Source organism: Streptomyces thioluteus (assembly GCF_039535865.1).
On the sequence record NZ_BAAAXZ010000050.1, the window covers coordinates 1 to 13677 of the forward strand.

General features: G+C 73.2%; 12 protein-coding genes and 3 pseudogenes. 9 read left to right on the plus strand and 6 right to left on the minus strand.

Annotated features, from left to right (window positions below):
- The 6 genes and pseudogenes from ABD794_RS06675 to ABD794_RS06700 form a co-directional block, all read right to left on the minus strand.
- Positions 1–909, minus strand: a pseudogene (locus tag ABD794_RS06675) (2-oxoacid:acceptor oxidoreductase subunit alpha); the annotation flags it as partial.
- Positions 910–1118: 209 nt separating this feature from the next.
- Positions 1119–1517 (minus strand): 2-oxoacid:acceptor oxidoreductase family protein, encoded by a 399-nt coding sequence (locus ABD794_RS19290; protein WP_344961518.1) that lies wholly within the window; start codon positions 1515–1517, stop codon positions 1119–1121.
- Positions 1430–1987, minus strand: coding sequence for a 2-oxoacid:acceptor oxidoreductase family protein (locus ABD794_RS19295; protein ID WP_344961520.1), 558 nt, complete (start codon positions 1985–1987; stop codon positions 1430–1432). The genes ABD794_RS19290 and ABD794_RS19295 overlap by 88 nt, the downstream gene beginning before the upstream one ends.
- 281 nt (positions 1988–2268) lie before the next feature.
- Positions 2269–2928 (minus strand): response regulator, encoded by a 660-nt coding sequence (locus ABD794_RS06690; RefSeq protein ID WP_344961541.1) that lies wholly within the window; start codon positions 2926–2928, stop codon positions 2269–2271.
- Between the two features lie 105 nt (positions 2929–3033).
- Complete coding sequence (locus ABD794_RS06695; protein ID WP_344961522.1) at positions 3034–4368, minus strand: sensor histidine kinase; 1335 nt, start codon at positions 4366–4368, stop codon at positions 3034–3036.
- A gap of 143 nt (positions 4369–4511) precedes the next feature.
- Positions 4512–5699 carry a sensor histidine kinase gene (locus tag ABD794_RS06700; RefSeq protein WP_344961524.1) on the minus strand — a complete coding sequence of 396 codons (1188 nt, stop codon included), beginning with the start codon at positions 5697–5699 and terminating at the stop codon, positions 4512–4514.
- Positions 5700–5891: 192 nt separating this feature from the next.
- Here ABD794_RS06700 and ABD794_RS06705 point away from each other — a divergent pair, with 192 nt between their 5' ends.
- From ABD794_RS06705 to ABD794_RS06745, 9 genes and pseudogenes are all read left to right on the plus strand, one after another.
- Entirely contained in the window at positions 5892–6293 is a 402-nt protein-coding gene (locus tag ABD794_RS06705) for an NADH-quinone oxidoreductase subunit A (RefSeq protein WP_425585944.1), read from the plus strand.
- Positions 6263–6859, plus strand: a complete 597-nt coding sequence (locus ABD794_RS06710) for an NADH-quinone oxidoreductase subunit B (protein ID WP_344961528.1) — start codon at positions 6263–6265, stop codon at positions 6857–6859. The genes ABD794_RS06705 and ABD794_RS06710 overlap by 31 nt, the downstream gene beginning before the upstream one ends.
- Positions 6856–8214 carry an NADH-quinone oxidoreductase subunit C gene (locus tag ABD794_RS06715; protein WP_344961530.1) on the plus strand — a complete coding sequence of 453 codons (1359 nt, stop codon included), beginning with the start codon at positions 6856–6858 and terminating at the stop codon, positions 8212–8214. The genes ABD794_RS06710 and ABD794_RS06715 overlap by 4 nt, the downstream gene beginning before the upstream one ends.
- On the plus strand, positions 8211–9182 hold the full coding sequence (locus tag ABD794_RS06720) for a complex I subunit 1/NuoH family protein (RefSeq protein WP_344961532.1): 972 nt from the start codon (positions 8211–8213) through the stop codon (positions 9180–9182). The genes ABD794_RS06715 and ABD794_RS06720 overlap by 4 nt, the downstream gene beginning before the upstream one ends.
- On the plus strand, positions 9179–9754 hold the full coding sequence (locus tag ABD794_RS06725; RefSeq protein WP_344961534.1) for a NuoI/complex I 23 kDa subunit family protein: 576 nt from the start codon (positions 9179–9181) through the stop codon (positions 9752–9754). The genes ABD794_RS06720 and ABD794_RS06725 overlap by 4 nt, the downstream gene beginning before the upstream one ends.
- Positions 9751–10323 carry an NADH-quinone oxidoreductase subunit J family protein gene (locus tag ABD794_RS06730; protein ID WP_344961537.1) on the plus strand — a complete coding sequence of 191 codons (573 nt, stop codon included), beginning with the start codon at positions 9751–9753 and terminating at the stop codon, positions 10321–10323. Before ABD794_RS06725 ends, ABD794_RS06730 begins: the two co-directional genes overlap by 4 nt.
- Positions 10323–10694, plus strand: a complete 372-nt coding sequence (gene nuoK, locus ABD794_RS06735; protein WP_344961539.1) for an NADH-quinone oxidoreductase subunit NuoK — start codon at positions 10323–10325, stop codon at positions 10692–10694. Before ABD794_RS06730 ends, nuoK begins: the two co-directional genes overlap by 1 nt.
- Positions 10691–12739 (plus strand): annotated as a pseudogene (locus tag ABD794_RS06740) (NADH-quinone oxidoreductase subunit 5 family protein). The gene nuoK and the pseudogene ABD794_RS06740 overlap by 4 nt, the downstream one beginning before the upstream one ends.
- A 39-nt stretch (positions 12740–12778) precedes the next feature.
- Positions 12779–13677: pseudogene (locus ABD794_RS06745) on the plus strand (complex I subunit 4 family protein); the annotation flags it as partial.

A 13677-nucleotide genomic window follows, 5' to 3' on the forward strand; every position in this document is an offset into this window, starting at 1 on the left:
TCGATGGCCCCTGGCACCCCCTATGGCGAGCTGCTCGGCCTTGAACGGCATGCCGCTGACCTGGGTGTGGGAGTGGACGTCCACGAGGTACCGGGCGCGCAGCAGGGTGGCGAGCTGGCCGAGGTTCATCTCGGGCACGACGACCTTGTCGTACCGGCGGAGCACCTCGCCCAGGTTGCGCGGGAAGGGGTTGAGGTGGCGCAGGTGGGCCTGGGCGACCCGGTGGCCCTCGGAGCGGACGCGCCGCACGGCGGCGGTGATGGGCCCGTAGGTCGAGCCCCAGCCGAGGACGAGGGTGCGGGCCTCGCCGCTCGGGTCGTCCACCTCGACGTCGGGGACGGCGATGCCGTCGATCTTGGCCTGCCGGGTGCGGACCATGAAGTCGTGGTTGGCCGGGTCGTAGGAGATGTTGCCCGTGCCGTCCTGCTTCTCGATGCCGCCGATGCGGTGCTCCAGGCCGGGCGTCCCGGGGACGGCCCAGGGGCGGGCCAGGGTCTCGGGGTCGCGCTTGTAGGGCCAGAAGACCTCGGTGCCGTCGGCCAGTTCGTGGTTGGGCGTGGTGGCGAACTGGACGCGGAGGTCGGGGAGCTCGTCGGGCTCGGGGATCCGCCAGGGCTCGGAGCCGTTGGCCAGGTAGCCGTCGGAGAGCAGGAAGACGGGCGTCCGGTAGGTGAGCGCGATGCGCGCGGCGTCGAGGGTCGCCGCGAAGCAGTCCGCGGCGTCTTCAGCCACGACTCCCACCGGCACCGGGGCCCTCGCCGTTGCGCCCGTACATCGCCATGCAGCAGGTCGGCCTGCTCGGTCTTGGTGGGGCAGGCCGGTGGACGGGCCGCCGCGCTGGATGTCCACGACGAGCAGCGGCAGTTCGAGGGAGACGGCGAGGCCGATCGTCTCGGACTTCAGGGCCACGCCGCGGGCCGGACGTCGTGGTGACCGCGAGCGGCGCGCCGCCGAAGGCCGCGCCGAGCGCGGCGCCGATGCCGGCGATCTCGTCCTCGGCCTGGAAGGTGCGCACTGCCGAAGTTCTTGTGCTTCGACAGCTCGTGGAGATGTCGGAGGCCGGGTGATCGGGTACGAGCCGAGGTAGAGCGGCAGGTCGGCCTGGTGGCCCGCGGCGATCAGCCCGTACGCCAGGGCGAGGTTGCCCGAGATGTTGCGGTAACTCCCGGCGGGAACGCGGCGGTGGCGGGGGCGACCTCGTAGGAGACCGCGAAGTCCTCGGTGGTCTCGCCGAAGTTCCAGCCGGCTCGGAAGGCGGCCACGTTGGCCTCGGCGATCTGCGGCTTCTTGGCGAACTTCTTCCGCAGGAACGCCTCGGTGTTCTCGGTCGGCCGGTGGTACATCCACGACAGCAGCCCGAGGGCGAACATGTTCTTGCTGCGCTCGGCCTCCTTGCGCGGGAGCCCGAACTCCTTGAGCGCTTCCAGCGTCAGCGTGGTGAGCGGCACCGGGTGGACGTTGTAGGCGTCCAGCGAGCCGTCCTCCAGCGGGTTGGCGTCGTAACCGACCTTGGCCATCGGGCGCTGGTGAACTCGTCGGTGTTGACGATGATCTCCGCGCCGCGCGGAACGTCGGCCAGGTTGGCCTTGAGCGCGGCGGGGTTCATCGCGACCAGGACGTTCGGGGCGTCGCCCGGGGTGAGGATGTCGTGGTCGGCGAAGTGCAGCTGGAACGACGAGACGCCGGGCAGGGTGCCGGCGGGGGCCCGGATCTCGGCCGGGAAGTTCGGCAGCGTGGACAGGTCGTTGCCGAACGAGGCCGTCTCGGACGTGAAGCGGTCACCGGTGAGCTGCATGCCGTCGCCGGAGTCGCCCGCGAAGCGGATGATCACGCGGTCCAGCCGGCGGACCTCCTTGCCGTCGGCCCTGGGTGCGGGGCCGCGCTGTCCGGCGAGGCGCGACGGTTCGTCCCCGGCACCCGGCGGGGAGAACCCTGGCTGTTCGGCTGAATCGGCCTGCTCGGCCGGGCTGCTGACCTGGCTGGTCACTGCTTCGGACCTCCCTCATGACGGCGGCCCCGCGCTGTGGTGGTGCCGACCGGCGTTCCCATCGCCATCGTACGTGGGCGGGGCACGGCCACCCGGGACGGAGCACGGGAAGGGAGGGCCCCGCGGCCGTCCACCATCCTGGCACGCCACCGCCGGGCCGCCGTACGAAACGTCCGCAAGCTGCCGCCGGGGCTGCGACCGAGGTCGCAGGTCCCCGGGACCAGTCCTCCCACCAGCGGCGCAGCCACGACCTGACAGACCGTCGGGCGGGCGGGTTTGGATCAGGAGCGCAGGTACGTCAGCACCGCGAGAACGCGACGGTGATCCCCGTCACTCGGCGACAGCCCGAGCTTCAGGAAGATGTTGCTGACGTGCTTCTCCACCGCCCCGTCGCTGACGACGAGCTGCCGGGCGACGGCGGAGTTCGTCCGCCCTTCCGCCATCAGGCCGAGCACCTCCCGCTCGCGCGGGGTGAGGTTCGCCAGCACGTCCTGCTTGCGGCTGCGGCCGAGCAGCTGGGCGACCACCTCGGGGTCCAGCGCGGTGCCGCCCCGGGCGACCCGGACGACCGCGTCGACGAACTCGCGGACCTCCGCCACCCGGTCCTTCAGCAGGTAGCCGACGCCCCTGCTGCTGCCGGCCAGCAACTCGGTCGCGTACTGCTCCTCGACATACTGCGAAAGGACCAGGACCCCCAGCTCCGGGAAGTCGCGCCGGAGCTGCACGGAGGCCCGGACGCCCTCGTCCGTGTGGGTCGGGGGCATCCGGACGTCCGCGACCACCACGTCCGGCAGGGCGCCCTCGTCGGCGAGCTCCCGCACCGACTTCAGCAGCGCCTCCGCGTCCCCCACGCCGGCCACGACCTCGTGCCCGCGGTCGGTCAGCAGCCGGGTCAGGCCCTCGCGGAGCAGCACTGAATCCTCGGCGATGACCACTCGCACCCTGTCCTCGACCACGACGTCCGGCCCCCTGCTTCCCGTTCGGCTGATGCGCTGCAAGGTGCCCAGCATCTCAGCAAAGCGGGGGGCCGTGGCCCAGGGCGTGGCCTAACGGTCGCGCCAGGGCAGCTCCGCCGTGATCGTCGTCGGGCCGCCGACGGGGGAGTCCACGACCAGCAGTCCGTCCACCGAGCCGAGCCGCTCGGCGAGCCCGGCCAGTCCGCTGCCCGCGTCGGTGGACGCGCCGCCCTGTCCGTCGTCCCACACCTGGAGCATGACCCGGTCCGCCGAGCGCCAGATCTCCACCCGGGCGGTGCGGGCGCGGCTGTGCTTGCTGATGTTCTGGAGGAGTTCGGAGACGGTGAAGTAGGCGATGCCCTCGATGGCGGGGGCGGGGCGGGTGTCCAGGTCGACCTGGACGGCGACGGGGACGGTGCAGCGGCCGGCGACGGAGGAGAGGGCGGCGTCGAGGCCGCGGTCGGTGAGGACGGCGGGGTGGATGCCGCGGGCGAGGTCGCGGAGTTCCTGGAGGGCGAGCTTCACCTCGCCGTGCGCCTCGTCCACCATCCGCGCGGCCGCGTCGGGGTCCTCCAGCAGTTTCTCCTTGGCCAGGCCGAGATCCATGGCGAGGGCGACGAGGCGGGCCTGGGCGCCGTCGTGCAGGTCGCGTTCGATGCGGCGGAGGTCGGCGGCGGCGGTGTCGACGACGACGCCGCGGTCCTGCTCCAGCTCCGTGACCCGGGCGTCGAGCCGGGACGGGCCGAGCAGCGCGCGGACCAGCAGCCCGTCCACGCAGGCCATCGCGCGGAGCACCCACGGGGAGGCGAGCACGACCACCAGGCCGACCAGGCAGGCGGCGGCCACCTCGAAGGGGTTGTCGAGGTAGATCTGGACGCCGCGGGTGTCGCTGTAGACCCCCATCCCCGGAGTGCCCCACCAGGTGGGGTACATCCACTGGTACGCCGGATAGAGGAGGAGGGACCAGCCGATGAGCATCGTCACCAGCGACACGGTGAAGGTGCACAGCGCCCACGGCAGCAGCACCACCCCGTAGATCAGCTGCCGCCACGAGGCGCCGCTGCGCAGCAGCGACCAGGTCCAGCCCAGCGGCCCGCCGCCGCGGTTGCCGGCCTGCACCGGGTGCGGCGCCTCCACCTCGACGCCGAGCAGCAGCCGGGCCCGCGTCCGCTCGAAGGCGCCGAGCAGCCGCGTGCCGGCGAGGCCGAGGGCCAGGACGGGCAGCCCGATGAAGGTGATCAGCAGGCCGAGGCCGAGCGAGATGGTGACGACGCCCCAGGTGAACGCCGCGAGGGCGATCGGCAGGTTCAGCTGGGCGTGGAGGAACTCGCGCCAGGTGCGGCCCGACACGGGCGCCCGCAGCACGAGGGGGAGCCGGTGCGTCCGGGGCGCCGCCTGCGACAGGTATTCGTGCTCGATGGCCATCAGGGTCCTTTTGTCGTCCGCTCGTCCGCGTCTTCGTTTCCCAGCCTCTCCCGGGCGGTGGGGGCGCGACCATGCGGGAAGTGGGTGTTCCGGGGGTGGGGTTGTCCCCACCCCGGGGGAGGTCCGCCGTGCGCGACGGTCCGTCAGGACGCCCCGCGCGACCGCCAGGGCAGCTCCGCCGTGATCGTCGTCGGGCCGCCGGCCGGGGAGTCCACCTCGAACAGCCCGTCCACCGAGCCGAGTCGCTCGGCGAGCCCGGCCAGTCCGCTGCCCGTGTCCGTGGACGCGCCGCCCTGCCCGTCGTCCCGCACCTGGAGCAGCAGCCGGTCGCCCGCCCGCCAGACCTCGACCTGCGCGGTGCGGGCGCGGCTGTGCTTGCTGATGTTCTGGAGGAGTTCGGAGACGGTGAAGTAGGCGATGCCCTCGATCGCCGGCGCCGGCCGGGAGCCGAGGTCCACGTGCACGCCGACCGGCACCGTGCAGCGGCTCGCCACCGAGGAGAGGGCGGCGTCGAGGCCGCGGTCGGTGAGGACGGCGGGGTGGATGCCGCGGGCGAGGTCGCGCAGCTCCTGGAGGGCGAGCTTCACCTCGCCGTGCGCCTCGTCCACCATCCGCGCGGCCGCCTCCGGGTCCTCCAGCACCTTCTCCTTCGCCAGGCCCAGCCCCATGGCGAGGGCGACGAGGCGGGCCTGGGCGCCGTCGTGCAGGTCGCGTTCGATGCGGCGGAGGTCGGCGGCGGCGGTGTCGACGACCACGCCGCGGTCCTGCTCCAGCTCCGCCACCCGGCGCTCCAGCTCGCTGGACGGGGAGAGCAGCCCGCGCGCCATCGCCCGGTCCACGGACGTCAGCCCCCGGGCCAGATGGCCGAGGACCGGCCAGGCGACGAAGAGCGCCACCAGCGTGACGCCGAAGGTGAGCACGCCCCAGGGCAGCCGGACCATCGCGTACAGCGTGGAGCGCCACGCCACGGTGTCCTTCAGGGTCTCCCAGGTCCAGGCCGCGAACCCCCGGCGGCGCCCGCGCGGCAGCGGGCTCGGCTCGTCGATCCGCAGGCCCAGCAGCCGTCGCGCGCGCGCCCGTTCCATCCGTCCCAGCGGCCGCATGCCCCCCAGACCCGCCGCCAGCAGGGGCAGGCCCACGACCGTGAACGACAGCACCAGGCCGGGGAACAGCCACAGCACCGTGTACACGAACCCGGCCAGGCCGGTCAGCAGGTTGCCCAGCAGATGGGCGACCTCCTTCCAGGTCCGGGCGTCGAAGGCGAACCGGGCGGGCGGCAGCGCCTCGTCGTCGGAGGCCGTGCGGGTGGTGCGGGTGGCGCGGGCGGTCATGTCACCAGCCTGCCCGGCGTCCGCCGCCTCCCGCCATGGGGGCCCCGGGAGCCGCCGGGTGGGGACAACCCCACCCCCGGGGCGGGCAGCGCGGCCCGCTCCCGGCCCGGCACCACCTAGACTCCTGTGCGTACAGATCGTCGAATGCGGACGAAACCGCCGCACAGGTTCACAGGGAGCGAGGGGCCGGACGTGCCGGAGGCGACCGCTGCGACCGACGGGACGACCGCGTACTTCGACGGATACGGCCTCGTCGGCCTGATCGCCGTCCTCGGCGTGCTCTTCGTCGCCGTCGCCTTCGGCGCCGGACGGCTGCTGCGGCCCGTGGTCCCCACGCCCGAGAAGCTGCTGACCTACGAGTGCGGCGTCGACCCCGTCGGCGAGGGCTGGGCGCACACCCAGGTGCGCTACTACGTCTACGCCTTCCTCTACGTGATCTTCGCCGTCGACTCGGTCTTCCTGTTCCCCTGGGCCACGGTCTTCGCCGCCCCGGGCTACGGCGCCGCCACGCTCGTCGAGATGTTCGTCTTCCTCGGCTTCCTCGCCGTGGGCCTGTTGTACGCATGGAAGAAGGGCGTCCTGGAGTGGACGTGACACGTTCCGTCGATCTTCCCGAACCGCGTCGGCTGGGCGCGCTGGCCCGGCTGGCCCCCGAGCCCATGAAGGTGGTCCTGAACTGGGGCCGGCGCTACAGCCTCTGGGTCTTCAACTTCGGACTCGCCTGCTGCGCGATCGAGTTCATCGCCGCGTCGATGGCCCGGCACGACTTCATCCGGCTGGGTGTGATCCCCTTCGCGCCGGGCCCCCGCCAGGCCGACCTCATGATCGTCTCCGGCACGGTGACGGACAAGATGGCGCCCGCGGTCAAGCGGCTCTACGAGCAGATGCCCGAGCCGAAGTACGTCATCTCCTTCGGCGCCTGCTCCAACTGCGGCGGGCCCTACTGGGACTCGTACTCCGTCACCAAGGGCGTCGACCAGATCATCCCCGTGGACGTCTACGTCCCCGGCTGCCCGCCGCGTCCCGAGGCACTCCTCCAGGGCATCCTCAAGCTCCAGGAGAAGATCGCGCAGGAGTCGACGGCGGAGCGGTACGGCTCCGGCGCGTCCGCCGCCGAACTCCGCAGCGGGCTCGTCCCGCCGCCCGGGGGTGCCCGATGACCGGCTGGCTGCCCGGCCCCGCAGAGGAGGTCTTCGGCGCCGGCGCCACGGCCGAGGAGGCGTACGGGCTCCTCACGGTCGACGTCCCCGCCGGGACCTGGCTCGCCGCGCTCGACACCGCCCGCACCACGCTGGGCTGCACCTTCTTCGACTGGCTCAGCGCCGTCGACGAGCCCGGCACGGGCTTCCGCGTCTGCGCGCACGTGGCGGCGCTGCCGTCGCGGGACGGCGCTCCCGTGCGCCGGCTCCTGCTGCGGACGACCGTGCCGCACGAGGCGCCCGCCCTGCCGACGGCGGTGCACCTGTACGCCGGGGCCGCGTGGCACGAGCGCGAGACGCACGAGATGTTCGGCATCGACTTCACGGGCCACCCGCACCTGGTGCCGTTGCTGCTTCCCGACGGCTTCGAGGGGCACCCGCTGCGCAAGGACTTCGTGCTGGCGGCGCGGGTGGCGAAGGCGTGGCCCGGAGCGAAGGAGCCGGGGGAGCCTGCGGCGGGTGCTGCGCACGGCGGCCCGAAGCGCCGTCAGATGCTGCCCCCCGGCGTCCCGGACCCGAACGAGTGGGGCCCGCTCAAGGGCCAGCTCCCGCCGGCCCCGGCCCGCCCGGCCCGCGCCGCGCGCGCGACGGCGGGAGCGGAGGGCGAACGCCCGGTGCGGCGGGCGCGGAGTGCGAGCGAGGGCTCGGCCGGCCAGGCGACGGAGGGCGGTGCCCCTGCCCCGCGCCGCGCGCGGAGCGCGGCGGACGGGTCTGCGAGCCAGGCGGAGGGCGGTGCGGCTTCGGCGCCGCGGCGCGCGCGCAGTGCGGCGGACGGGTCTGCGAGCCAGGCGGCGGAAGGCGCTCCTCCGGCGCGTCGGACGCGCAGTGCGAGCGACGGCTCGGCCAGTCAGCAGGCGGACGGCGCCGGGCCCGCGCCCGGCGCGGGCGACGGCACGCCCGCTCCGCCGCGTCGTACCCGCAGCGCCGCCGACGGATCGGCGAGCCAGCAGGCGGGCGGTGCGGCACCGGCCCGCCGCGCGCGCAGCGCGAGCGGCGGCTCCGCGAGCCGGCGGGCCGAGGGCGCAGCAGCCGCGGAACGGCCCGCGCCGCATTCGTCCGACGCCCCGTGGCACCACGCGCGTCCCGCCTTCGACGAGCCGTCGGCGAAGCCGGCCCCCGCGCCGGAGACCGGCGAGGGCCCGGGCGCGCCCGACGGATCGTCCGCGCCCGTACGCGACGACGCCCCGGGCGCCGAGCCCGCCGAGCCCGGCCCGGCGGACGGGACCGGAGCGGCTCCGGAACCCCGCGCCGAAGGCGCGCCCCGCGCGAAGCGCGCCGAGAACGACCCCGACCCCGCCGGAGGCGACCCCGCATGAGCAGCAGCGACACCCTCGACGTGGTGCTGCGCCTCGTTGCCCTGTTCGGCGTCTTCCTGGTGTTCCCCCTGCTCGTCGGGCAGGCGGAGCACAAGGTGATGGCCCATATGCAGGGGCGGCTCGGGCCGATGTACGCGGGCGGGTTCCACGGGTGGGCGCAGCTCGTCGCGGACGGTGTGAAGTTCGCGCAGAAGGAGGACATCGTCCCGGCCGACGCCGACCGGCGGGTCTTCCAGCTCGCCCCGGCCGTCGCGCTGCTGCCGTATCTCCTCGTCCTGGTCGCGATCCCGATCGGCCCGGGCCGGGCCGTCGGCTGGTACATCGACGCGGGCGTCTTCTTCGTGCTCGCCGTGATGGGCGTCGGCGTCCTCGGCTCGCTGATGGGCGGCTGGGCGTCGGCCAACAAGTTCTCGCTGCTGGGCGCGTTGCGGACGGCCGCCCAGCTGATGGCGTACGAGCTGCCGATGCTGCTCGCCGCCGCGTCCGTGGCGATGGCCGCGGGCACGGTCTCGCTGCCGGGGATCGTGGACGCGTTCCACTGGTGGTGGGTGCCGTGGCAGATCGTCGGCGGGCTGGTGTTCTTCACCGCGGGCCTCGCGGAGCTGCAGCGGCCGCCGTTCGACATGCCGGTGGCCGACTCGGAGATCATCTTCGGCGCGTACACCGAGTACACGGGCCTGCGGTTCGCGATGTTCCTGCTGTCCGAGTACGCGGGCATCGTCGTGCTGTGCGCCCTGACGTCGGCGCTGTTCCTCGGCGGCTGGCACGGCCCGTTCGGGGCCGACGGGCTCGGCTGGGTGTGGATGCTGCTGAAGGCGGCGGTGCTGGCGTTCGTCGTGATCTGGCTGCGGGTCACCTACCCGCGGCTGCGCGAGGACCAGCTGCAGAAGCTCGCCTGGACCGTCCTCATCCCGCTCGCCCTCGCGCAGATCGCGCTGACCGGCGTCGTCAAGGTGGCGATCTCATGAACATCCCCGGCAGCGGCCTCGCCAAGGGGCTGGCCGTCACCCTCCGCACGCTCACCCGCCGCGCGGAGACCGTCCCGTACCCGGACGCGCAGCCCGAACTGGCCCCCCGCACCCGCGGCGTGATCGGCCTGTTCGAGGAGAACTGCACGGTCTGCATGCTGTGCGCCCGCGAGTGCCCGGACTGGTGCATCTACATCGACTCCCACAAGGAGACCGTCCCGCCGGCCGCGCCCGGCGGCCGCGAGCGCAGCCGCAACGTGCTGGACCGGTTCGCGATCGACTTCGCGCTGTGCATGTACTGCGGCATCTGCATCGAGGTGTGTCCGTTCGACGCCCTCTTCTGGTCGCCGGAGTTCGAGTACGCGGAGACGGACATCCGCGACCTGACCCATGAACGGGACCGGCTGCGCGAGTGGATGTGGACGGTGCCCGAGCCGCCCGCGCTCGACCCGGGGGCGGAGGAGCCCAAGGAGGTCGCGGCGGCCCGCAAGACGGCGGAGAAGCTCGCCAAGGAGAAGGAAGCGCAGGAGAAGGAAGCGCAGGACAAGGAAGCGAAGGAGGACGGAGCATGAGCAGCACGCTCGCCGCGGGCGCCCACGGCTTCCTCTCCCCGAGCGGTATCGAGATCGCCTTCCTGCTGGTCGGCGTCGTCACCCTCGGCGCCGCCGTCCTGACGGTCACCACCAGGCAGCTGGTGCACGCCGCCCTGTGGCTGGTCGTGGCGCTCGGCGGGCTGGCGGTGGAGTACCTGCTGCTGACGGCCGAGTTCATCGCCTGGGTGCAGGTGTTGATCTACGTCGGCTCCGTGGTCGTCCTCCTGTTGTTCGGGCTGATGCTCACCAAGGCGCCCATCGGCCGCTCCCCGGACGCCGACTCGGGCAACCGCCCGGCGGCGCTCGCGGTGGCCGGGGCCGCCGCGGTGGCCCTCGTCTGGGTGGTCGCGGACGCCTTCCGGACGTCGTGGATCGGGGTCCGCGGCCAGGTCCGGGGCTCCACCGAGGTGACCGGCGAGATGCTCTTCCGGTACTGGGTGCTGCCCTTCGAGGCGCTGTCCGTCCTGCTGCTCGCCGCGCTCGTCGGGGCGATCGTGCTGTCCCGCAGGCGGGCCGCCGGGGACGGGAAGGAGAAGGAGGAGAACTGATGCACCTCGTCTACCCCGCGGTCCTCGCCGCCCTCCTCTTCTGCACGGGCCTGTACGGCGTCCTCGCCCGGCGCAACGCCGTCCTCGTCCTGCTGTCGGTCGAGCTGATGCTCAACGCCGTCAACCTCAACCTCGTCGCCTTCGACGTATGGCTCCGGGACGAGCTCCACGCCGGACAGGCGCTCACCCTCTTCACCATCGCCATCGCCGCCGCCGAGATCGGCATCGGCCTGGCGATCGTCCTGCTCGTCCACCGCAACCGCGGCACCGCCGACATCGACCGGCTCCGCGACCTGCGCGAGGACGCGAACGACCCCCAGCCCGCCGGCGAGGACGCCGCGCGCGGGGAGAAGGCCGAGGCCGCCGCGTGACGACCACGACCACCGCCGCGCTCGTCCCGCTGCTGCCCTTCCTCGGCGCCGTCGGCGGCATCCTGGCCGGCCGCCGCGCCCCCGGTTTCGTCCGCCCGCTCGCCGTCCTGCCGACCGCCGTCGCCGCCGTGCTGGCCGTGGTGGTGGCCTGGCAGCAGGGCGGCGGCCGGCCGCTGGACGCGGCGACCCGGCTCACCCCGACCGGCTCCGTGCCCATCGACCTCGCCCTGCACCTGGACGGCTTCGCCGTCCTCGTCGCCGTGCTCGTCGGCGTCGTCGCCACGTGTGTGCAGGTCTATTCGACGGCGTACCTGCGCGACGATCCGCGCTACCCCTCCTACGCCGCGCTGGTCTCCCTGTTCACCTCCGCGATGCTGCTCGTCGTCTACTCCGGCGACCTGATGGTGCTGCTGGTCGGCTGGGAGGTCATGGGCATCTGCTCGTACTTCCTCGTCGGCCACTACTGGGAGACCGAGGCCGCCCGGGCCGCCTCCCTCAAGGCGTTCCTGGTCACCAAGGCCGGCGACGTCCCGTTCCTGATCGGCGTCTTCGCGCTCGCCGCCGACGCCGGGACCTTCCGGATCGACGGGATCGTGGCCACCGCCGCGTCCGGCGGCCTGGCCCACCCCACCCTCGACGCGCTGCTGCTGCTCGCCGGGGTGGCGGGCAAGTCCGCCCCAGTTTCCGCTGCACACCTGGCTGCCGACTGCGATGGCCGGTCCCGACACCGTCTCGGCCTCTGATCCCACGCCCGCGACGATGGTCCGCGGCCGAGCGTCTACCTCGTGGCCCGGCTCCTCCCTACGTCTTCGCCGCCCTCCACGGCGGCCCTGGTGTGCTCGCGGTCATGGCCGCGGTCACCATGGTCGGCTCGGCCCTCGCCGCGCTATCAGCCAGAGACGACATCAAGCGCGTCTGGCCTATTCGACGATCGGCCAGCTCGGCTACATGACCGGCGCCTGGCCAGTCGGCGACCGCGGCGCGGCCGTCTTTCCATCTGATCTCGCACGCGCGTTCAAGGCCCTCCTCTTCCTCGCGGCGGGCGTGGTCTCCACGGTCCGCCGGCACCAACTCGCTGGCCGCGACGTCCCGCACGGTGCGGCTCGCCCGGCGCGCATCCGACGCGTACTGGACGATGACCGTCGCCCTGTCGCGCTCGCCGCGGTATCCGCCCTTCAGCGGCTTCTTCTCTCACAGGAGGCACGTCCTCGGCGCTGCCGAGCACGCCGCCCGCGGGCAGGCCGACGGCATCCCCGGCGCGGCCGGCTGGACCGTCCTCTGTCGCCGGGCTGGTCACACGTGCCGTCCTCGACCGCCGGCTACGCCATGCGCCTGTGGCTCATGGGCTTCCACGGCCGCGAGCCCGAGGCCGCCGACCACGCCGCGAACCCCGCGCACATGACCGCCGTCCTGTGGGTCCTCCTCGTCCCCACCCTCGGGCTTGGCCTCGCCGCCTGGCAGCCTCCCCGACTGGTTCGACGGGCACTCCCTCGCCCCGACCAGCCACACACATCCCTGCCTCGGCACCGTGCTGTGCCTCGCCGGCGCGCTACGTCGTCCTCGCACGCCTGGCGGCGCGTCACAGCGCTCGCCGCCGTCGCACCCCCATGGGTCGCCGTCGCCGCCGGACCCCGAGGCGGCCCCCGCCGTCTCCGAGAGGAGGACGATCGCCACCCACGAGGCGGCATACGGCCAGCGTCTCCGGCAGCCAGGACCCGTCGACCCCGGCCGGCTCCTGACTCGGCTACCCTTCCACCGGCACGCCGCCGTGCGGGCTTCCACCTCGACGCCTGTCGTGCGCTGCCCTCGTCGTCGTCCGGGCCTCGCCAGTGCTCGGCGCCAGCCCGTCTCACTCGCCGCTTCCTCGCCGCGAGGTCGTCGAGGGCTACGGTGCGCGGCGCGGGCAACCGCGCCCGGACTGCTGGGCTGCGGCCGTCCGGCGGGGCACCAGACCGGCAAACCCATGACCTATCTGAACCGTCCTGTTCGCAGGCATCCGTCGTCTACTGGCCGTCGCCGCCGTCCTCGTAGCCTCCGGAGCCTGAACCGTGAGCACTACCGCCCCGTAGCCTCCGAGCCCGACCGTGAGCACCAGCGCCTTTGCAGATCCTGCCTCGCCGCGATTCGTCGTCGTCCCCCTCCTCGGAGCCGTCGCCGCCCTGCTTCCCGGCCCGCCCTGCCTCAAGGGCCGCAGCCCCGAACAGGCCGTCCTGCGGCACGGCGTTCACCGTCCACAGGCGCCGTGCTCGCCCTGTCCGTCGCCCTGGCCGCGGTCTTCGACCACGACCGACCCGGCCAGGATGCAGGCCACCACCGACGTACGGCTGGATCCCGGCCCTCGGCATCCGGATCCACCTCGGCGTCGACGGGTCTCGCTCCCCCTACTCCACCTCGTCCGTGACACTCGCTCCTCACCTTCCTCTGCGCGCTGTACAGCTACTTCCGCCGCCCCGAAGGTCCGTCACCCAAGGCGTACGTGGCGCTGCTGCTCCTGCTCGAAGGCGGCTCCCTCGCGAGCTTCGCCCGTCCTCGACCTCGTGCTGTTCTTCCTGGCGTTCGAGACGGTGCTCGTCCCATGTACTTCCTGATCTCCCGCTGGGGCGGGCGAGGGAAGGGAGCGCGGCGCCTGGCGCTTCATCCTCTACAACCCTGCTCGGGTCCGTCGTGATGCTGCTCGGCCTCCTCCTCGTCGGCATCAAGGAGCGGCACGTTCGACATGGTTGGCACTCTGCCACATAGACTACGGGTCCGGTCTGAGCCACTCCACGCAGCTCATCGCGGCGTTGGCCATCGGTGTCGGACTCAGCCGTCAAGGCCCGATGTGGCCGCTGACACAGCTGGCTGCCGCGACGCGCACACCTCCGCCCCGACCGTCGGCTCCGTGTGCTGATCGCCGCTGTGTCCTCCTCAAGATGGGCACCTACGGGCCTCGTATCCGCATCCTTCTCCCCATCACCCCGACGGCGCCCACACCTTCGCGCCC